Raw genomic sequence first — 19,761 nt, forward strand, 5'->3', positions numbered from 1 at the left:
GCACGTCCACGGCCGGCACCGTGGCGGCCGCCGTCCTGCTCGCCGCCACCCCCCGCTGGCGCTGACCGGCCGCTACCGCACCACCGTCATGAAGGTGCGGTTTCTGCGGCCATGCGCGCAGAAGGGACCCTTCATGCGGGAGGGGGGCTACTTCACGGTGAAGGTCTTGCTGTCGATCCACTGCATCCGGCCGTCCTGCGGCGACAGCATGTAGGCCCGTGCCTCGTACGACCCCGGCGTGAGCACGACCGACGCCGACCAGTCGCCGCGGTCCGGTGCCCCGACCGTCGCCGTCGCGTAGCCCTGCTTCACCACGGTGCCGTCCGCAGCCAGGATGTCCCAGTTGACGGTCGCCTCGTACACCGCGGCGGTGCCGGACAGCTTGACCGGGGACGTGACCGTGGCGCCCTGGGCCGGGCTGAGCAGCCAGACCGGCGCGATGACGTCGACGCCGGGCGCGCGCACCTGGTTCGGGTAGGTGGCCGCCGGGGTCTCCACGGTCACCGTGGTGACCGCCGTGTCCGCGCCGGTCACCGTGTAGACCACCTGCTGGACGGCGAGGTCGCCCTGGCCGCTCGGGTCGGCCGACAGCGACACCTGGACGGCGGAGCCGGACCGCTGCACGGTCGCCGTCGTCCCGGCCGGCCACGGGGTGCTGTAGTCCGGGTCGGCTGGCGTGCTCAGCATCGTGTTCACCGCGGCCTGGACCGGGTCGGCGACCGTGCTCCGCGCGAACTCGCGGTACAGCCGGCTGCGGCCCTCGCTGGTGCCCACGAAGTACGCCGCGACGGCGCGCGCGGCGACCGACGGCTCGGTGCTGCCGGACGGCGAGGTGGACGCCGACGACCCTGCAGTGGCCGTGGCCACCGGGGCGGCGGTCTGGTCGGTGCCGCCGCGCGGCCAGAACAGCAGGGCCGCGCCCACCGCGAGCAGCACGGCCGCCGCCGCGACCAGCGGCGCCCACCGCCGCGCGGCGGACGGCTCCTCAGCGGCCTTCTCCCGGATCCGCTCGAGGCCTTCGTCGGATGGGGTCATGGTGGCCGCCTCCTCGCGCAGCACCCGGCGCAGCCGGTTACCGCTGGTGTCGTCGATGTCGGTCATGGGGTCCGCTCCAGCACGGGCCGCAGCGAGGCCAGGCCCCGGGCGGCGTGGGTCTTCACGGCCCCCGGGCTGATGCCCAGGGCCTCGGCGATCTGCGCCTCGGACAGGTCGCCGTAGTAGCGCAGCACCAGCACCTCACGCTGGCGCTCGGGCAGGCCGGCCAGGCCGTCGAGCACCGCGCGGCGCTCGACCACCCCGACGGCCAGGTCCGGGCCGTCCTCGGCCACGGCCAGCAGCGGCGCCGCCCGGTGCGCGGTGCCCCGCCGTCGCACCACCGAGCGGCACCCGTTGACCGTCGCCGCCCGAAGGTAGGCGGCGGCCCGCTCGGGGTCGCGCAGCGACCGCCACCGCCGGTACATCCCGACGAAGGCGTCCTGCACGGTCTCCTCAGCGGCCGCCTGGTCGCGCAGCAGCAGGCCGGCGAGGCGGACGAGCGACCGGTAGTGCGCCCCGTACAGCACGGTGACCGCCTCGTCGGCCGTCCACGCGCGCGCGTCGTCCACAATCACCTCCGTCCGGACCGCAAGTGGGATCGCTGCCATGCAACCTACGACGCGCGAGGGTGCGGTCCGGTTGACCGACCCGCAGGGGGAGCCGTCTGAGTAGGGTCGCCAGCATGGCCGAGTCAGACCCGAGCTGCCTGTTCTGCCGGATCGTCGCGGGGGAGATCCCGGCGGAGGTGGTTCGCCGCACCGAGCACACCGTCGCGATCCGGGACATCGACCCGCAGGCCCCCACGCACGTCCTGGTGATCCCGCTGGACCACCACCGGGACGCTGGCAGCGTGGGCCGGTCCGACCCGCCGCTGGCCGGCCACCTCCTCGCGGACGCCGCAGCGGTCGCCGCCCAGGAGGGTGTCGAGGGGGCCGGCTACCGGATCGTGCTCAACACCGGCGCGGGCGCCGGGCAGACCGTGTTCCACGTGCACGCCCACGTGCTCGGCGGCCGGCCGCTCGGCTGGCCCCCCGGCTGACTCTCGGATCCCCGCAGACGACGGAACTGCCTCCGGGAGCCCGCAGCGCCTAGCATGGAGGTGCAACCTGCAGCCGACACCGAAGGGCGAATGGCCGACCGCGGCCGACCTATGACCGAGCAGCCGACCGAGCACCGCATCGTCGTTCCGGCCCAGATCTCCATGGTGGGTCTCCTCGGCTCGGGCGATGCGTTCCTGCGCGTCGTGGAGGCCGCGTTCCCGTCCACCGACGTCCACGTGCGGGGCAACGAGGTCACCCTCACCGGCCCGCCCGGGGACGTCGCCCTCGTCGAGCGGGTGCTCGACGAGCTGGTCGCCGTGATCCGTACCGGGCAGCCGCTCACCGTGGAGGCCGTGGAGCAGTCGGTGGCCATGCTGCGAACGGCCGAGCAGGGCGCTCACCCCGCGGACGTGCTCACCTTCAACATCCTGTCCAGCCGCGGCCGCACGATCCGGGCCAAGTCGTTGAACCAGAAGCGCTACGTCGACGCCATCGACAAGAACACCATCGTGTTCGGGATAGGCCCGGCCGGCACCGGCAAGACCTACCTGGCCGTCGCCAAGGCGGTGCAGGCGCTGCAGTCCAAGCAGGTCAACCGGATCATCCTGACCCGTCCCGCGGTCGAGGCGGGGGAGCGGCTGGGGTTCCTGCCGGGCACCCTCTTCGAGAAGATCGACCCCTACCTGCGGCCGTTGTACGACGCACTGCACGACATGGTCGACCCCGACTCGATCCCGCAGCTGATGGCCGCCGGGACCATCGAGGTGGCGCCGCTGGCCTACATGCGCGGCCGCAGCCTCAACGACGCGTTCATCATCCTGGACGAGGCCCAGAACACCACCGCCGAGCAGATGAAGATGTTCCTCACCCGGCTCGGGTTCGGCTCGAAGATGGTGGTCACCGGAGACGTCACCCAGACCGACCTGCCCGGCGGCACCAGCAGCGGGCTCAACCAGGTCCAGGAGATCCTCGATCACATCAGCGACGTCGCGTTCTGCCGGCTGTCCTCCGCGGACGTCGTCCGGCACCGGCTGGTCAGCGAGATCGTCGACGCGTACGGCGTCTATGACAGCGGTCGCCAGGGCGCGGACTCCGCGACCGGGCCGCAGCGGCGCCGATGAGCATCGAGGTCGCCAACGAGAGTGGAACCGAGGTCGACGAGGACCGGTTGGCCGCGGTGGCCCGGTTCATGCTGGACCGGCTGCGGATCCACCCGCAGGCCGAGCTGTCGATCCTGGTCGTCGACGAGGCGGCCATGGAGCAGCTGCATGTGCAGTGGATGGACGAGACCGGGCCGACCGACGTGCTGTCCTTCCCGATGGACGAGCTCCGGCCGCCGCGGGACGACGAGGCGGTCCCCGAGCCGGGGCTGCTGGGCGACGTCGTGCTGTGTCCCGAGGTGGCCCGGCAGCAGGCCAAGGCCGCCGGCCACTCGACGGCCGACGAGCTCGATCTGCTGACCACGCACGGGATCTTGCACCTGCTCGGCTACGACCACGCCGAGCCGGACGAGGAGCAGGAGATGTTCGGGCTGCAGGGCGACCTGTTGACCGGCTGGCGGTCCCGGCGCCGCTCATGAGTGCCGCCGACATCCGCGCCGACATCCTCGCCGTCGTCCTGGTGCTGCTCGCCGCGCTGCTCGCCGCGGCCGAGTCGGCGTTCGCCCGGGTCTCCGCGGCGTCCGTGGCCGAGCTGCCCCACGGCGGCCGGGTGGACCGGCTCAACCGGGTGGTCGCCGACCGGGCGCGGTACGTCAACGTCGCCCTGTTCGGCCAGATCGGGCTGCAGATCACGGCGGTCGTGCTCGTCACCCGGGTCGCCCTGGACCGGATCGAGCCGGGTGGGCTGGCCGTCCTCGTGTCCGCCGTGGTGATGCTGCTCGTGTCGTTCGTGCTGCTCGGGGTGGCGCCGCGCACCCTGGGCCGTCAGCACGCGCTGGGGGTCGCCGGGGTCGCGGCCGCGCCGGTGGGCCTGCTGGCCGTGGTGCTGGCCCCGATCACCCAGGGGCTGATCCTGCTGGGCAACGCGCTCACACCGGGACGCGGCTTCCGGGAGGGCCCGTTCTCCTCCGAGGCCGAGCTGCGTGAGCTGGTCGACCTGGCCGGTCGCGACGAGGTGATCGAGGACCAGGAGCGGGAGATGATCCACTCGGTCTTCGAGCTGGGCGACACGCTCGTGCGCGAGGTCATGGTGCCCCGGCCGGACATGGTGGTCATCGAGGCCGGCAAGACCCTGCGCCAGGCTCAGTCGCTCGCGCTGCGCAGCGGCTTCTCCCGGATCCCGGTGGTCGGCGAGAACATGGACGACATCCGCGGCATCGTCTACCTCAAGGACGTCTCCCGCCGGGTCTTCGAGTACCACGCGGCCGAGAGCACCGAGCGGGTCGAGTCGGTCCTGCGGCCGGCCACCTTCGTGCCGGACAGCAAGCCGGTCGACGAGCTGCTGCGGGAGATGCAGGCCCAGCGCATCCACGTCGCAGTGGTGGTCGACGAGTACGGCGGTACCGCCGGCCTGGTGACGATCGAGGACATCCTCGAGGAGATCGTCGGCGAGATCACCGACGAGTACGATTCGGCGCGGGCCGAGGTCGAGGAGCTGCCGGACGGCGACGTGCGGGTCAGCGCCCGGATGAACCTCGAGGACTTCGCCGAGCGCTTCGCGGTCGTCCTGGACGAGGACGAGATCGAGGACATCGACACCGTGGGCGGGCTGCTGGCCCGCCGGCTGGGCAAGGTGCCGATCCCTGGCTCGTCGGTCCGGCTCGACGGCTGGACCCTCACGGCCGAGTCGCAGCAGGGGCGCCGCAACCGGATCGGTACGGTGCTGCTGCACCGCCCAGCCCGAGACCAGCCCCCGTCCGCGGCACCGGACGCCGCGACGCCGACCGCCGAGACCGCCGATGCCGCCGATGCCTGACCCCATCACCGACCGGGACGCCGAGGACGCCAAGCTGGTCACCCTCGCGCGCAGCGCCCGGGCCCGCACCGGCGCGGCCCAGGGCGCCGCCGTGCGGGACGACACCGGCCGCACCTATGTCGCCACCACGGTCGCGCTGCCGTCTCTGGCACTGACCGCCCTGCAGGCCGCCGTGGCCGCGGCGGTGTCCAGCGGCGCCGGGTCGCTCGAGGCGGCCGCCGTCGTCGGGCCGCCGTCCACCCCCGAGGAGGCACGGGCCGACCTGACCGTCGTCCGCGACCTGGCCGGCCCGGGTGTCCTCGTCCACCACGCCGCGCCCGACGGCTCGCCCGGCGCCACCGACAGGACGTGACCGCCCAGCAGGCGACCACGCTGGTGCTGCTCAGCGCCGGGCGCGCCCTCCGGCGGCGGTGTGGACGTCCGCGGGCGGTGGCTGGTCAGGGACAATCGGCGGTATGACCTATCGCTCCGGGTTCGCCTGCTTCGTCGGCCGTCCCAACGCCGGCAAGTCGACGCTGACGAACGCCCTCGTCGGACGCAAGGTCGCGATCACCTCGGACCGGCCGCAGACCACCCGGCACACCGTCCGCGGCATCGTCACCCGCCCGGACGCCCAGCTTGTGCTGGTCGACACGCCTGGCTTCCACAAGCCGCGCACGCTGCTCGGCGAACGGCTCAACGCCCTGGTCCTGGCCACCCTGAGCGAGGTCGACGTCATCGGCTTCTGCGTCCCGGCGGACGCGAAGGTCGGCCCCGGTGACCGCTACATCGCCGCCGAGCTGGGCAACGTCGCCCGCACGCCCGTCGTCGCGATTGTGACCAAGACCGACCTGGTGGGCCGCCAGGCGCTCGCCGAGCAGCTGCTGCGGGTGGCCGACCTGCGCGAGTTCGCCGAGATTGTGCCGGTCTCGGCGGTGGCCAACGACCAGGTCGACCTGCTCGCCGACCTCCTCGTCGGGCTGCTGCCGGAGGGCCCCGAGCTCTACCCCGGCGGTGAGCTGACCGACGAGCCCGAGGCGGTCATGGTGGCCGAGCTGGTCCGCGAGGCGGTGCTGGAAGGGGTGCGTGACGAGCTGCCGCACTCGGTGGCCGTGGTCGTCGAGGAGATGACCCCGCGCGAGGGCCGCCCGGCCGAGCGGCCGCTGCTCGACGTGCGGGTCGAGCTGTTCGTCGAGCGACCCAGCCAGAAGGCGATCGTCATCGGTCGTGGGGGCGAGCGGCTCAAGGACGTCGGCTCGCGGGCCCGCCACCAGATCGAGGCGCTGCTCGGCACCCCGGTGTTCCTCGACCTGCGGGTCAAGGTTGCCAAGGACTGGCAGCGGGACCCCAAGCAGCTGCGCCGCCTCGGCTTCTGAGCGGCTGATGTTCACTGGCCGAACGGCCAGGTGGGGACCGGCCGCCGGGTGGGGTTCAATGGAGGCGCCTCGCGACGGTCGCTGAGGGCGATGTACGTGGAGATTCCTCATGCCAGGACGACGGTCAGCGCTGACTGCCTTGGTCGGTCTGCTCGCCGCGGTCGTCGTCCTCCCCGCTGCCCCCGCGTCGGCCCACGACGGCCAGCCGGCCGGCCCGACTGCTGGACCGGCCGCCACGACCCCCGAGCCCACCCGGGTGATCATCAAGCTGCGCCCCGGGCTGAGCACGGCCGCCAGGGCGTTGGTGCTCGCCGGGCTGGGCCTCACCGCGGACCGGACCCTGCCGCTGACCGGGGCGGTCCTCGCGACCATCCCGAAGGGGGCCCACGCCGCTGCCGTCGCGGGGGCGCTGCGCAAGGACAGCCGGGTCGCCTATGCCGTGCCGGACGCCTGGCGCAGCACGCTGGCCAGTCCGGCGCCCGACCCGCTGCTCGGTCAGCAGTGGGGGATGGACAACGTCGGCCAGGCGATCGACGGCCAGGCCGGCGGCCTGCGGGGGATCGACGTGCACGCCCAGGACGCCTGGCAGATCGCCGGCAAGGGCAGCGCGCGGGTGATCGTGGCCGTGCTGGACGACGGCGTGGACATGTCCCACCCGGACCTCCGGGGCTCGATCTGGACGAACCCCAAGGAGATCCCCGGCAACGGCATCGACGACGACCACAACGGCTGCGTCGACGACGTCCATGGCTGCAACGTGCTCACCGGGACCGGCGCGGTGTACGTCCCCGGGGATGGGGGCGAGCACGGCACGCACGTCGCCGGGATCATCGCGGCCACTGCCGACAACGGCATCGGAGGGGCCGGGGTCGCGCCCGGGGTCACCCTCCTACCGGTGAAGTTCCTGGGGGCCAGCGGAGGCTACGACTCCGACGCCATCGCGGCCATCGGCTACGCCCAGCGCATGGGTGCCAAGATCGTCAACGCCAGCTGGGGGGCCAGCGCCGCGCTCGACTCGCAGGCCGCCGACCCGGCCCTGCGCGACGCGATCGCCTCGTCCGGGATGCTGTTCGTCGCCGCCGCAGGCAACGACGGGGTCAGCGACGACAACCCGGCCCAGGCCTCCTACCCGGCTGCGTTCTCGCTGCCCAACCTGATCTCGGTGGCGGCCGTCGACCGCACCGGGCAGCTGGCCGCGTACTCCAACTACGGCGTGGGGTCGGTCGACCTGGCCGCTCCGGGTGACCAGATCCTGAGCACCGTGCCGCTGGTGGGGGCCAGCGGCTACGGGTACCTGTCCGGCACGTCGATGGCGGCCCCGTTCGTCACCGGCACCGCGGCCCTGGTCTTGAGCGAGCATCCGACCGACACGCCGGAACAGGTCAAGCAGCAGGTGCTGGCCTCCGTCGACCCGCTGCCCGGTCTCACCTCTTTCGTGCGCACCGGCGGGATCGTTGATGCGGCTGCGGCGGTGGCCTGGCCGGGCACGCCGGTGAGCCGGCTCGCCGGAGCGGACCGGTACGCCACCGCCGCCGCCGTCGCAGGGGAGTACCCGCCGGGGCTGCCCACCGTCTACGTCGCCACCGGCCAGGACTTCCCGGACGCCCTGACCGGGGCGGCGCTGGCCGGTTGGCAGGACGCTCCCGTGCTGCTGGTGACGTCCGGGTCGGTGCCCGCCGCCACGGCCGCGGCTCTGCTGCGGCTGCGGCCGGGCCGGATCGTGGTCCTGGGCGGGACGTCCGCAGTCTCGGACACGGTCCTCGCGGCGCTCAAGCCGTACACCGGCCTGGGCCAGGTCACCCGGCTGGGCGGCGCCGACCGCTACGCCACCGCCGCCCTGGTCGCGGCCCAGTTCCCGTCGAGCACCCCCGTCGCCTACCTCGCCACGGGGACGGCATTCCCGGACGCGCTGTCCGGAGCCGCACTCGCGGCCAGGACCCCCGGCCCGGTGCTGCTCGTGGGCCAGGACGGCGTGCCGGCCCCCACGGCCGAGGCGCTGACCCGGCTGCAGCCGCAGCGGATCGTCGTCCTGGGCGGGGAGGGCGCCGTCCAGCCGGCCACGCTCGACCAGCTCCAGCCGTTCGCCACGTCCGGCAGCGCGGTCACCCGGCTGGCCGGGTCGTCCCGGTACGGCACGGCCACGGCGGTCGCTGCGCAGTTCTCACCCGGCGGCCCGGTCGTCTACCTGGCCAGCGGAGACACGTTCTCCGACGCGCTGGTCGGGGCGGCGCTGGCCGGCGGGGAGCAGGTCCCGGTGCTGCTCGTCCCGCGGAGCGGACCGACCCAGGACATCCTCGACGCCCTGGCCCGGCTGAAGCCCCGACGCATCGTCGCCATGGGCGGAGCCGCCGCGGTGCCGGCCTCCTGGCTGGCCGCCGCCGCTGCCCTCCCGGCGTCGGCTGCGCCCTGATCGGCCCTGATCGGGTACGCTGTCCGGGTCATGCGCGGATCGCTGCTCCTTAGCTGCCGCGGCGGGGCCCTCTAGGCCGGACCCCTCGCCGCGGAGTTGTCGTGCCCCCGGCCCTTTCGCCCGGCCGACACCAGCAGCGAGGAACCGATGACCTCTCACCCGCAGACCGCTGACAGCACCACCCAGCACTTCCATCCCGCCGCCGAGACGCCGCTGGTGCACAACCGACCTGGGGCGCAGGGCGAGGTACCCGCGGCGGGGGAGCCCGCCCGGACCGTCCACGGTCACCTGCAGGCGTCGTCCGGCATGCCGATCGGCAAGTACGTGCCGTTCACCCCGGTCGACCTGCCGGACCGCACCTGGCCGGGCAAGCGGATGAGCAAGGCGCCGCTGTGGTGCTCGGTGGACCTGCGCGACGGCAACCAGGCGCTCATCGACCCGATGACCCCGGCCCGCAAGCGGCGGATGTTCGATCTGCTGGTGAGCATGGGCTACAAGGAGATCGAGGTCGGGTTCCCGTCCGCCTCGCAGACCGACTTCGACTTCGTCCGGCAGCTGATCGAGGAAGACCTGATCCCGGCCGACGTCACCATCCAGGTGCTGACCCAGGCCCGGGCCGAGCTGATCGAGCGCACCTACGAGGCCATCCGGGGCGCCCGGCAGGCGATCGTGCACCTGTACAACTCCACGTCCACCCTGCAGCGCCGTGTGGTGTTCGGGCTGGACAAGGAGGGCATCACCGCGATCGCCGTCGAGGGTGCCAAGCTGTGCCAGAAGCTGGCCGAGACGGTGCCCGAAACCGACGTCCGGTTCGAGTACTCGCCGGAGTCGTACACCGGCACCGAGCTGGCGTTGGCCGTCGACGTGTGCAACGCCGTCAACGACGTGTGGCGGCCGACTCCCGACCGACCGGTGATCATCAACCTGCCGGCGACCGTCGAGATGGCCACGCCGAACGTCTACGCCGACTCGATCGAGTGGATGTCCCGGCACCTGGCCTACCGCGACTCCGTGCTGCTCTCGCTGCACCCGCACAACGACCGGGGGACGGCGGTGGCCGCGGCCGAGCTGGGCTTCCTGGCCGGCGCGGACCGGATCGAGGGCACCCTGTTCGGCAACGGCGAGCGCACCGGCAACGTCGATCTGGTGTCGCTGGGCATGAACCTGCTCGCGCAGGGCATCGACCCGGCCATCGACTTCTCCGACATCGACGAGGTGCGGCGCACCGTCGAGTACTGCAACCAGCTGCCGGTGCACGAGCGGCACCCGTATGGCGGCGACCTGGTGTACACGGCGTTCTCCGGCTCACACCAGGACGCCATCAAGAAGGGCTTCGAGGCGATGGCCCGAGACGCCGCGGTCGTCGGCGTCGGCGTCAACGACCTGGTCTGGGCGGTGCCGTACCTGCCGATCGACCCCAAGGACGTCGGCCGCAGCTACGAGGCAGTGATCCGGGTCAACAGCCAGTCCGGCAAGGGCGGCGTGGCCTACCTGATGAAGTCCGAGCACCAGCTGGACCTGCCTCGGCGGCTGCAGATCGAGTTCAGCCAGGTGATCCAGGCCCGTACCGACTCCGAGGGCGGCGAGGTGTCGGCCGATGAGATGGGCCGGGTGTTCGCTGCCGAGTACCTGGAGCCGGAGCGCCCGCTCAAGCTGAACTCGGTGCACACGTCGTCGGCCGCGGGGGAGAAGGACGCCCTGCGGGTGGGCGTGTACCTCGACGGCGAGCGGCACGAGCTGCTGGGGACCGGCAACGGGCCGATCGCGGCCTTCGTCGACGCGCTGTCTGGCGTCGGCTACGACGTCCGCGTGCTGGACTACGCCGAGCACGCGCTGTCGGCGGGCGGCGACGCCAAGGCGGCGGCCTACCTCGAGTGCGCGGTCGGGGACACCGTGGTGTGGGGCGTCGGCATCGACCCGAACATCGTCACGGCCTCGCTCAAGGCCGTGGTATCCGCGGTGAACCGGGTGGCCGCCCGCTAGAGCTGGTCCGGCTGGCTGGGCTGGTCCGGCTCGGCGATACAGGCGGTGCCCACCTGGCGGAAGCCGACCCGCTCGTAGACGCGGGCGACCGCGACGCCCCCGGCGGAGAGGAACACCGTCTGCACGCCGTGACCGAGCGCGTGCTCGACGAGCGCGGACGTCAGGGCGGTGGCCAGACCGCGCCGCCGCGCCGCTGGCAGGGTGGCGACGCCGACGACCTCGCTCACGTCGCCGCGCGGGTTGTGGCTGCCGACGGCCACCGCGCCCAGCACGTCGTCCTCGACCACGGCCATTACGGTGGTCCCGGTCCGCAGCTGGGCACGCAGGTGCTCGACCTGCTCCCGGGCCCGGGTGGCCGGCGCCGCGTCCCGTTCGGCCGGTCCGGCCGGCCCGACCTGCGTCCCGGAGGCCGCGAAGCCGAGGCCGGCGACCGACTGGGCGACCGGCACCATCGGGTCGTCGGCCCCGACGAAGCGGACGTGGGTGCGGGGAGGCGGCGGGACGAGGAGCGGCGGTCGCACGAGCACGAGCAGCGGGTGCTCGTGGACGACGAGGCCGCCGGCGCGCACGGCGTCAGCGACCCCCGGTGAGGTCTCGGCCACCCACTCGAAGCTCTCCGGGACCCCCAGCTGGTGCTGCCGGGTCCGGACCGCGGCCACGTCGTCGGCCGTGAACACGCCGGTGCCGCCGAGCGTCGGCCGGGCGTAGCAGGGCCAGCCGCTCCGCGCCACGAACAGGGTGAACGGGCCGATCTGCTCAGGATCCGCGGTCGCCCGGGGGACCAGGTCGTAGTACGCCTCGAGGTGCGCGAGCAGCTCCGCCGTCGGCGCCTCGGTCACGGGACCCAGCCTGTCAGACCCGGCAGACAGACTGGCGCACAATGGGCCAGGTGAACCTCTATCGGGACGAGGGTGTCGTGCTTCGCACCCAGAAGCTCGGTGAGGCTGACCGGATCATCACCCTGTTGACCCGCGAGCACGGCCGGGTCCGGGCCGTGGCCAAGGGGGTGCGCCGCACTCGGTCGAAGTTCGGCTCGCGGCTCGAGCCGTTCAACCGGGTCGACGTCCAGTTCTACGCCGGCCGCTCGCTGGACATCGTCACCCAGGTCGAGACCCTCGCCGGGTACGGCGCGGGGCTGGCCGCGGACTACGCCCGCTACACCACCGGGACCGTGATGCTGGAGACCGCGGAGCGGATGACCGCCGAGGAGCGGGAGCCAGCGGTCCAGCAGTACCTGCTGCTCATCGGTGGGCTGCGCTCGCTGGCCGCGGGCGAGCACGACCCGGGGCTCGTCCTCGACTCCTACCTGCTGCGGTCCCTGTCGGTGGCTGGCTATGCGCCGTCCCTGGAGGCCTGCGCGCACTGCGGCGCAGAGGGGCCGCACCGGTCGTTCTCGGTCTCCGGCGGCGGGGTCGTGTGCTCCGAGTGCCGGACGCCGGGGACGGCCAGCCCGTCCGCCGAGACCCTCGTGCTGCTGGGCGCCCTGCTCGCGGGCAGCTGGCCGGTCGCGGACGTCGCGGAGACCCGGCACCGGCGCGAGGCCAGTGGCCTGGTCGCTGCCTACCTGCAGTGGCACCTCGAGCGCGGCCTGCGCTCCCTCCCCCTGGTCGAGCGCACCTGATGACTTGTCGGGGCCGCTAGGGTCGGAGAGTGGCGCGTTCTCGGGTCCGTCCGCCGGTACCGCACCCCAGCGGCGCTCGCCCCCCCGACCTGCCCGCGAAGGCGGTGCCACGGCACGTCGCCGTCGTCATGGACGGAAACGGACGCTGGGCCAAGCAGCGGGGGCTGCCCCGCACGGCCGGCCACGAGGCGGGCGAGGCGGCGCTGTTCGACGTCGTCGAGGGGGCCATCGAGGTCGGCGTGAAATGGCTGTCGGCGTACGCCTTCTCCACCGAGAACTGGCGGCGCTCGCCGGACGAGGTCCGGTTCCTCATGGGGTTCAACCGGGACGTCATCCGTCGGCGGCGGGACGAGATGAACGCCATGGGGGTACGGGTGCGCTGGGCCGGGCGCCGCCCTCGGCTGTGGAAGAGCGTGATCGACGAGCTCGAGGCCGCCGAGGAGCTGACCCGGCACAACTCGGTGCTCACCTTGACGATGTGCGTGAACTACGGCGGCCGCGCGGAGATTGCCGACGCTGCTGCCGCGCTCAGCAAGGACGTGCGAGCGGGCCGGGTCGACCCCGACAAGATCGACTCGAAGGTGTTCGCCCGCTACCTCGACGAGCCGGACATGCCCGACGTCGACCTGTTCGTGCGCAGCTCGGGGGAGCAGCGGATCTCCAACTTCCTGCTGTGGCAGTCCGCGTACGCCGAGCTGGTCTTCCCCGACGTGCTGTGGCCGGACTTTGACCGCCGGCACCTGTGGCAGGCAGTGCTGACCTACGCCGAGCGGGAGCGGCGCTACGGTGGCGCGCTGCCGAACCTGCCCTAGTCCGTCCGGTCGGCGGTGGCGGCGCAGTCCGGGCAGACGCCGAAGATCTCCAGGGTGTGCGTGATCTCGGTGAACCCGTGCTCGGCGGCGACCTGGGCGGCCCACCGCTCCAGCGCCGGCTGCTCGACCTCGACCGTGCGGCCGCACCGGCGGCAAACCAGGTGGTGGTGGTGCCGGGCGCTGCACCGGCGGTACGCAGCCTCACCGTCGTCGGTGCGCAGCACGTCGACCTGTGCGGCGTCTGCGAGCGCCTGCAGCGTGCGGTACACGGTGGTCAGGCCCACCGACTCCCCGCGCTGGCGCAGCAGGTCGTGCAGCTCCTGCGCGGTGCGGAAGTCGTCGACCTGGGCGAGGACGGCGGACACGGCCGCTCGCTGCCGGGTTTGGCGCAGCGCCGGGTTCTGCTCAGCCATGAACTGCTCCTCTCCCGCCTCGCGTCGTTCGAATCGGATAGCTGAGTCGGACGGCCCAGCGGCTAGAAGCGGCCGAACATCTTCCCGACGCCCCAGACCAGGACGAGGGCGGTGACGAACATCCGCACCCCGCGCTGCACCGGCTGGATGGCCGGCCAGGACAGTGCCAGCAGCCAGCCCAGGAACAGCCCGAGCAGCAGCAGCAGGATGCCGCCCACCGGGCCGTGGACGAACAGGCCGAGCGCCATCACCGCGGTCACGACGAGCATGAGCAGCGGGCGCGGGACCGCGTTCAGCCGGACCAGCCAGGGCCGGCTGCGCTGCTCCAGCGTGCGGCGGCCGGGCGACGGGTGGCGGGGGGCGTTGTTGGCCTGGGCCCGTGCCGCGGGGTTGCCGCTGCGTCGGTTCGGGGTCGGCGGGCCGTCCTTGCCTGGCACGTCGGACTCCTTCGGGGGTGGGACGATGGGGCGCATCCATAGTCGCATCCAAAGGAGCCCGCAGTGCTCGTGGTCACCCGGTTCCGGGTCGAGCCGGGCCAGGCCGGACAGTTCCTCGCGCAGGCGCAACAGGCGCTAGGCGCGCTGGCCGTCCGACCGGGGTGGCGTTCGGGCCGGGTCGGCCGGGCCACCGACGACGCCGCGTTGTGGGTCTTGACCACCGAGTGGGACTCGGTGGGCACGTACCGGCGGGCGCTGTCCGCGTACGAGGTGAAGCTGACCGCGGTCCCGCTGCTGTCGACGGCTCTCGACGAGCCCACGGCCTTCGAGGTGGTGCACGCGCAGGGGCTCGGCGCGGAGGGGCTGGCCGCCCCCTCGGGCCTGGTCGTCGATCCGGTGGGGCCGGGCGAACGGTGGTGAGCCGCCGGTTCCGCCACCGAGTGGACGCCGGCCAGCAGCTCGCGGCCGCGCTGGCGCCCCAGTGGAACGGGCGTGCTGACCTGGTCGTGCTGGGTCTGCCCCGTGGCGGGGTCGTGGTGGCCGCGGAGGTCGCCCGGGCGCTCGCGGCGCCGCTCGACGCCCTGGCCGTGCGGAAGATCGGTGTGCCCGGGCACGAGGAGCTGGCTCTCGGCGCGGTCGCGCGCGGTGGCCCGCCGGTGCTCAACACCCAGGTGCTGCTGGCCCAGTCGCTGGCGCCGGCCGAGCTGGACCGGCTGGTCGGCGTCGCAGTGGCCGAGTGCGGGGTCCTCGAGTCCCGCTACCGGCCGGGTGCCGCGCCGGTCGACATCCACGAGCGAGCGGTGCTGCTCGTGGACGACGGGCTGGCCACCGGCGCGACCGTCCGGGCGGCGGTGGCCGCGCTGCGAGCGCAGGGGCCCGCCCTGGTCGTCGTCGCCGTCCCGGTGGGATCGCGCGAGGCGATCGGCCAGCTCGAGCGCGAGGCCGACGCGGTCGTCTGCCTGCAGCGGCCGCTGCTGCCCAGGGCCGTGAGCTGGGCGTATGACGACTTCACCCCGGTCAGCGACGACCAAGTGGTCGACCTGCTGCGCGACGTCGGGCGCTGAACCCCCAGGTACCCTGGTCGCTTGCCTCGCCGACGCCCAGCCGGATGGAGAACACCCCGTGGCCGCCGACCTCGTCGACACCATCGTCAGCCTGTCCAAGCGCCGGGGTTTCGTGTACCCCAGCGGCGAGATCTACGGCGGCACCCGGTCCGCCTGGGACTACGGGCCGCTCGGGGTGGAGCTGAAGGAGAACGTCCGGCGCCAGTGGTGGCAGTCCGTCGTCCGGTCCCGTGACGACGTCGTGGGCCTGGACTCCTCGGTGATCCTGCCGCCGCAGGTGTGGGAGGCCTCCGGCCACGTCGAGGTGTTCGTCGACCCGCTGACCGAGTGCCAGTCCTGCCACAAGCGGTTCCGCGCGGACCACCTGGAGGAGGCGTACGAGGCCAAGCACGGCTCGGCCCCGGCCAGCCTGGACGTCGTCCCGTGCCCCAATTGCGGCACCCGCGGGGCGTGGACCGAGCCACGGATGTTCAACGGGCTGCTCAAGACCTACCTCGGCGCGGTGGAGTCCGAGGAGGGCCTGCACTACCTCCGCCCGGAGACCGCGCAGGGCATCTTCGTGAACTTCGCGAACGTGATGACCTCGGCCCGGCGCAAGCCGCCGTTCGGCATCGCGCAGACCGGCAAGTCGTTCCGCAACGAGATTACGCCGGGCAACTTCATCTTCCGGACCCGCGAGTTCGAGCAGATGGAGATGGAGTTCTTCGTCGAGCCCGGCACCGACGAGGAGTGGCACGACTACTGGCTGAAGGCGCGCTGGGACTGGTACGTCGACCTCGGCATCAACCCGGAGAACATGCGCTTCTTCGAGCACCCGGCCGAGAAGCGGTCGCACTACTCCAAGCGCACCGTCGACATCGAGTACCGGTTCATGTTCGGCGGCCAGGAGTTCTCCGAGCTCGAGGGCATCGCCAACCGCACCGACTTCGACCTGACCGCGCACTCCAAGCACTCCGGCGCCGACCTCACCTACTTCGACCAGGACAAGAACGAGCGCTGGACGCCGTACGTGATCGAGCCGGCAGCTGGCCTCACCCGGGCGGTGCTGGCCTTCCTCATGGACGCCTACTCCGAGGACGAGGCGCCCAACGCCAAGGGCGGCGTGGACAAGCGCACCGTGCTGCGCTTCGACCCGCGGCTGGCACCCGTGAAGGTCGCGGTGCTGCCGCTGTCCCGCAACGCCGACCTGACGCCGAAGGCCAAGGACCTGGCCGCGCAGCTGCGCAGGTACTGGAACGTGGAGTTCGACGACGCTGGGGCGATCGGGCGGCGTTACCGACGGCAGGACGAGATCGGCACGCCGTTCTGCGTGACGGTCGACTTCGACACCCTCGACGACCAGGCCGTGACCATCCGCGAGCGGGACACGATGGCGCAGCAGCGGGTCGGGCTGGACGCCGTCCGGCCGTGGCTGGCCGCCCGACTCCCTCCGTGCTGACGTCCCCGGTCAGGGGATGAAGGAGCGGTCCAGGTTCCACGGCTGGCGGGGGAGTTCTCGATCAGCCAGGTCTCGACAGCGCGAAGGTGCGGGCGGCGGTTGCCCGTCAACGTCTGCACTGAGGACCCGATCTTCCCGGGAGACGAGGCGCACCCAGAGTCTGGGCATGAGCGAGATGAGCATCAACAAGGCGATCCACGGCGCCGTTCGACGGTCAGTCCGACCACGTTTTCGGGCGCGGCTACCTCAAGCACGTCGGGTCGGTCTGGCGGGGCTAGCCAGCGCTGCGGGCGTCATGCGTCGCGCGGCTGCCCCTCCCGCGCCTCGCGGCGCCGCAGCACGACCCAGGTGAACGGCTGGACGGCTCCGGACGGAGTGGCGTGCTCCTCGCGCTCGCTGTGGTCGAGCTCGAACTCCCCGCCGAAGGCCTCAGCCAGCCCGGCCGCGTCGTACCTGGTCACCGGCAGTCCCGAGCAGTGCGTCGGCCCGTCCGTGGCGAAGGTCGCGACGATCACGATGCCATGCGCCGCCACCGCCCGCCGGACCAGCCCGACATACCTGGAACGGTCCTGCGGGTCGGTGAGGAAGTGAAAGACGGCCCGGTCATGCCAGACGTCGAAGGTGCGGTCGGGCTGCCAGTCCAGCACATCGTTGCGGACCCAGGTCACCTGACCCGACCGTTGACCCAGTCGCTCTTGGAGGACGGCGAGCGCCCGCGACGACACGTCGAGGACCGTGAGGTCGGTGAAGCCGTCCTCCAGCAGCAGATCGACAAGCCGCGACGCCCCGGCCCCCACGTCGACCACGGCGGCATCGGCACCGTGCGTGGCACCGGCCACCAGGCGCCGCGAGATGGACGGCTCGGCCTGGTACCAGCTCACCTCGTCGGTCAGCCGAGTCTCGTAGACCTGCTCCCAGTGGCCCGCCCGAGCTGCTGTCATGCCGACAGGATGCCCCCATGACACGTCCCGCCCGGAACCGGATGGCAGCACCTCGTGGCCCAGCGTGGGCGCCAGCGCTTCCAGTGGGCCGTCGCGGCGGCCCGGAGCTCACTCGCCTCGTGCAGCGGGCTCGGCCGCAGGTACCGGACCTCCAGACCTGCCGTGACGTAGTACAGCGCCGCTCCTGGTGGGGGAGGCCAACCGCGGCGCTCCGCCTCCAGCATGACCGCCGCGCGGGGACCTGCTCGGTGGGTGACCGCCCACATCGCGTCGGTGGCGCCGTAGCCCGTCAGCACGCCGGTTCCCCCTGCCGGCTTCCGCGCCGCCGGACCAGCACCCGGACCGACACGACCCGAGGTGGCCGTGGCGCAGCCGGCCAGGCTCAACGCCCCGACGATGGCGACCGCGGCTGAGCCTCGTGCGACCATGAGGCAGTGGCGCTCACCCTCGGCCGGTTCACCGTCGACCCTCCCGTGGTTCTCGCCCCTATGGCCGGTATCACCAACACCGCCTACCGGCGGCTGTGCCGCGAGTACGGCGCCGGCCTGTACGTGTCCGAGATGGTGACCAGCCGCGCCCTGATCGAACGGGACGCGCAGACCCTGCGCATGGTGCACTTCCACGACAGCGAGCTGGCCCCCCGGTCGATCCAGCTGTACGGCATCGACCCGGATATCGTCGCGGCCGCGGTCCGGATGGTGGTCGAGGAGAACCTCGCCGACCACGTGGACCTCAACTTCGGCTGCCCGGTGCCCAAGGTGACCCGCCAGGGCGGCGGCAGTGCGCTGCCTTACAAGCGTCGCCTGTTCGGCTCGATCGTCTCGGCGGCGGTGGACGCCGCGGACGGCGCGGTGCCCGTGACCGTCAAGATGCGGCTGGGCATCGACCCGGAGCACCTGACCTATCTCGACGCCGGCCGGATCGCGCAGGACGCCGGCGCCGACTGGGTGGCGCTGCACGGGCGGACGGCCGCGCAGCTGTACTCCGGGCAGGCCGCCTGGGAGCCGATCGCCGAGCTCGAGCAGGCGCTGGACATCCCGGTGCTCGGCAACGGCGACATATGGGAGGCGGCCGACGCGCTGCGGATGGTCGAGCAAACCGGTTGCGACGGCGTGGTCGTGGGCCGTGGCTGCCTGGGCCGCCCGTGGCTGTTCGGGGACCTGTCGGCGGCGTTCGCCGGTCGGCCGGACGAGGTGGCCCGGCCCTCCCTCGGCGAGGTGGCCGGGGTGATGCGCCGGCACGCGGAGCTGCTGGTCGAGCACCTCGGCGAGGACAAGGGCTGCCGGGACTTCCGCAAGCACGTGGCCTGGTACCTCAAGGGCTTCCCGGTCGGGGGCGCCCCCCGGGTCGACCTCGCGCTGGTGTCCACCCTGGCCGAGCTGGACGACGCCCTGGCCACGCTGCCGGCCCACGAGCCCTACCCGGAGCACCTGCTGGGCAGCCCGCGCGGGCGGACCTCACCGGCCCGGCCGGTGGCCCTGCCGGAGGGCTGGCTGGACGAGCCCGAGGACGACCGGGTCCCGGTCGGCGCCGAGCTGGCCACCTCCGGCGGCTGACCCCCGGCATGCAGCAGAGGGGGTGCCGAAGTGGGGCAGACTGGGTGGGTGACCACGACGCCCGCGACCGCGGCCGCGACCGTCCCGGCGGCGGCTGGCCGTCGGCCCCGCCGCTGGCTGCGCTGGTCCGTCCGCGCGGTCGCCCTGGCGCTCGCGCTGGCCACCCTGTGGGTCGGCAGCGTCACCTTCCGGATCTGGTGGACGGCGCGTCAGGACGCCCGGCCAGTGTCCGACGCGATCGTGGTGCTCGGCGCCAGCCAGTACAACGGCGTCCCCTCGCCCGCGCTGCAGGCCCGGCTGGACCACGCCCGCACCCTGTACGAGCAGGGCGTGGCGCCGCTGATCCTCACCACCGGGTTCAAGCAGCCCGGCGACGTGCACACGGAGGCGTCTGCGGGGCGGACCTACCTGATCGAGCACGGAGTGCCGGCCAGCGCCGTCCTGGCGCTGCCGGTGGGTGGTGACACCCTGGAGAGCCTGCGTGCCGTCCGGGCCGAGTTCGCCAGCCGGCACCTGAACAGCGCCGTCATCGTCACCGACCCCTGGCACTCGTTCCGCTCGGCGGTGATGGCCCGCGACCTGGGCCTCCAGGTGGCGACGTCCCCCACCCGAAGTGGCCCGGTCGTCTCCTCCCGCGGGATCGAGCTGCGCTACATCATCCGGGAGACCGGCGCCTACGTGTACTACCGGCTGACCGGCACCAGCCCCGATTCCGGCATCACCACCTTCTAGCCTTCTCC

At 72.9% G+C, this 19,761-nt stretch carries 21 protein-coding genes; 15 read left to right on the top strand and 6 right to left on the bottom strand.

Annotated features, from left to right (window positions below):
* Positions 1–147: 147 nt before the first annotated feature.
* A complete protein-coding gene (locus VIM19_15435) occupies positions 148–1,101 on the bottom strand; it encodes a Gmad2 immunoglobulin-like domain-containing protein (protein ID HEY5186252.1) in 954 nt (317 codons plus the stop codon).
* Positions 1,098–1,604: a SigE family RNA polymerase sigma factor gene (locus VIM19_15440; GenBank protein HEY5186253.1), complete on the bottom strand. Its 507-nt coding sequence runs from the start codon at positions 1,602–1,604 to the stop codon at positions 1,098–1,100. Before VIM19_15440 ends, VIM19_15435 begins: the two co-directional genes overlap by 4 nt.
* A gap of 113 nt (positions 1,605–1,717) precedes the next feature.
* On the opposite strand from VIM19_15440, the gene VIM19_15445 reads away from it, so the two are divergent.
* The 8 genes from VIM19_15445 to leuA all read left to right on the top strand — a co-directional run bounded on the left by VIM19_15445 (position 1,718) and on the right by leuA (position 10,739).
* A complete protein-coding gene (locus VIM19_15445; GenBank protein HEY5186254.1) occupies positions 1,718–2,074 on the top strand; it encodes a histidine triad nucleotide-binding protein in 357 nt (118 codons plus the stop codon).
* Between the two features lie 111 nt (positions 2,075–2,185).
* Positions 2,186–3,196, top strand: coding sequence for a PhoH family protein (locus VIM19_15450; protein ID HEY5186255.1), 1,011 nt, complete (start codon positions 2,186–2,188; stop codon positions 3,194–3,196).
* Positions 3,193–3,654, top strand: a complete 462-nt coding sequence (gene ybeY / locus VIM19_15455; protein HEY5186256.1) for an rRNA maturation RNase YbeY — start codon at positions 3,193–3,195, stop codon at positions 3,652–3,654. The genes VIM19_15450 and ybeY overlap by 4 nt, the downstream gene beginning before the upstream one ends.
* Positions 3,651–4,991, top strand: coding sequence for a hemolysin family protein (locus VIM19_15460; protein HEY5186257.1), 1,341 nt, complete (start codon positions 3,651–3,653; stop codon positions 4,989–4,991). The genes ybeY and VIM19_15460 overlap by 4 nt, the downstream gene beginning before the upstream one ends.
* Positions 4,984–5,343 carry a cytidine deaminase gene (locus VIM19_15465; GenBank protein HEY5186258.1) on the top strand — a complete coding sequence of 120 codons (360 nt, stop codon included), beginning with the start codon at positions 4,984–4,986 and terminating at the stop codon, positions 5,341–5,343. The genes VIM19_15460 and VIM19_15465 overlap by 8 nt, the downstream gene beginning before the upstream one ends.
* 103 nt (positions 5,344–5,446) lie before the next feature.
* Positions 5,447–6,346: a GTPase Era gene (gene era, locus VIM19_15470; protein ID HEY5186259.1), complete on the top strand. Its 900-nt coding sequence runs from the start codon at positions 5,447–5,449 to the stop codon at positions 6,344–6,346.
* A 109-nt stretch (positions 6,347–6,455) separates the two neighbouring features.
* Positions 6,456–8,756 (top strand): S8 family serine peptidase, encoded by a 2,301-nt coding sequence (locus VIM19_15475; GenBank protein ID HEY5186260.1) that lies wholly within the window; start codon positions 6,456–6,458, stop codon positions 8,754–8,756.
* A gap of 306 nt (positions 8,757–9,062) precedes the next feature.
* The gene (leuA, locus tag VIM19_15480) at positions 9,063–10,739 is read left to right on the top strand and encodes a 2-isopropylmalate synthase (GenBank protein ID HEY5186261.1); all 1,677 of its coding nucleotides are present in this window, start codon (positions 9,063–9,065) and stop codon (positions 10,737–10,739) included.
* On the opposite strand, the gene VIM19_15485 is transcribed toward leuA, so the two are convergent.
* A complete protein-coding gene (locus tag VIM19_15485) occupies positions 10,736–11,578 on the bottom strand; it encodes a GNAT family N-acetyltransferase (GenBank protein HEY5186262.1) in 843 nt (280 codons plus the stop codon). The genes leuA and VIM19_15485 overlap by 4 nt on opposite strands.
* A 50-nt stretch (positions 11,579–11,628) precedes the next feature.
* Here VIM19_15485 and recO point away from each other — a divergent pair, with 50 nt between their 5' ends.
* Together recO and VIM19_15495 are read left to right on the top strand one after the other, a co-directional pair.
* On the top strand, positions 11,629–12,360 hold the full coding sequence (recO, locus tag VIM19_15490) for a DNA repair protein RecO (protein ID HEY5186263.1): 732 nt from the start codon (positions 11,629–11,631) through the stop codon (positions 12,358–12,360).
* A 29-nt stretch (positions 12,361–12,389) separates the two neighbouring features.
* Positions 12,390–13,172, top strand: coding sequence for an isoprenyl transferase (locus VIM19_15495; protein HEY5186264.1), 783 nt, complete (start codon positions 12,390–12,392; stop codon positions 13,170–13,172).
* On the opposite strand, the gene VIM19_15500 is transcribed toward VIM19_15495, so the two are convergent.
* Both VIM19_15500 and VIM19_15505 read right to left on the bottom strand, forming a co-directional pair.
* Positions 13,169–13,585: a Fur family transcriptional regulator gene (locus tag VIM19_15500; GenBank protein HEY5186265.1), complete on the bottom strand. Its 417-nt coding sequence runs from the start codon at positions 13,583–13,585 to the stop codon at positions 13,169–13,171. The two genes, VIM19_15495 and VIM19_15500, sit on opposite strands and share 4 nt — an antisense overlap.
* A 62-nt stretch (positions 13,586–13,647) precedes the next feature.
* On the bottom strand, positions 13,648–14,022 hold the full coding sequence (locus tag VIM19_15505; protein HEY5186266.1) for a DUF6703 family protein: 375 nt from the start codon (positions 14,020–14,022) through the stop codon (positions 13,648–13,650).
* Between the two features lie 63 nt (positions 14,023–14,085).
* Here VIM19_15505 and VIM19_15510 point away from each other — a divergent pair, with 63 nt between their 5' ends.
* The 3 genes from VIM19_15510 to VIM19_15520 are packed head-to-tail and all read left to right on the top strand — an operon-like array spanning position 14,086 to position 16,524.
* On the top strand, positions 14,086–14,442 hold the full coding sequence (locus VIM19_15510) for an antibiotic biosynthesis monooxygenase family protein (protein HEY5186267.1): 357 nt from the start codon (positions 14,086–14,088) through the stop codon (positions 14,440–14,442).
* The gene (locus VIM19_15515) at positions 14,439–15,086 is read left to right on the top strand and encodes a phosphoribosyltransferase family protein (GenBank protein HEY5186268.1); all 648 of its coding nucleotides are present in this window, start codon (positions 14,439–14,441) and stop codon (positions 15,084–15,086) included. The genes VIM19_15510 and VIM19_15515 overlap by 4 nt, the downstream gene beginning before the upstream one ends.
* A 58-nt stretch (positions 15,087–15,144) precedes the next feature.
* Positions 15,145–16,524, top strand: a complete 1,380-nt coding sequence (locus VIM19_15520) for a glycine--tRNA ligase (protein ID HEY5186269.1) — start codon at positions 15,145–15,147, stop codon at positions 16,522–16,524.
* 293 nt (positions 16,525–16,817) lie between these two features.
* Here the strand turns inward: VIM19_15520 and VIM19_15525 are convergent, their stop codons facing one another.
* Positions 16,818–17,465: a class I SAM-dependent methyltransferase gene (locus tag VIM19_15525; protein ID HEY5186270.1), complete on the bottom strand. Its 648-nt coding sequence runs from the start codon at positions 17,463–17,465 to the stop codon at positions 16,818–16,820.
* A gap of 434 nt (positions 17,466–17,899) precedes the next feature.
* Here VIM19_15525 and dusB point away from each other — a divergent pair, with 434 nt between their 5' ends.
* Both dusB and VIM19_15535 read left to right on the top strand, forming a co-directional pair.
* The gene (dusB, locus tag VIM19_15530; protein HEY5186271.1) at positions 17,900–19,021 is read left to right on the top strand and encodes a tRNA dihydrouridine synthase DusB; all 1,122 of its coding nucleotides are present in this window, start codon (positions 17,900–17,902) and stop codon (positions 19,019–19,021) included.
* Positions 19,022–19,069: 48 nt separating this feature from the next.
* Entirely contained in the window at positions 19,070–19,753 is a 684-nt protein-coding gene (locus VIM19_15535; GenBank protein ID HEY5186272.1) for a YdcF family protein, read from the top strand.
* The last annotated feature ends 8 nt before the right edge of the window (positions 19,754–19,761 follow it).

This window comes from Actinomycetes bacterium (assembly GCA_036510875.1).
GTDB lineage: Bacteria > Actinomycetota > Actinomycetes > Prado026 > Prado026 > DATCDE01.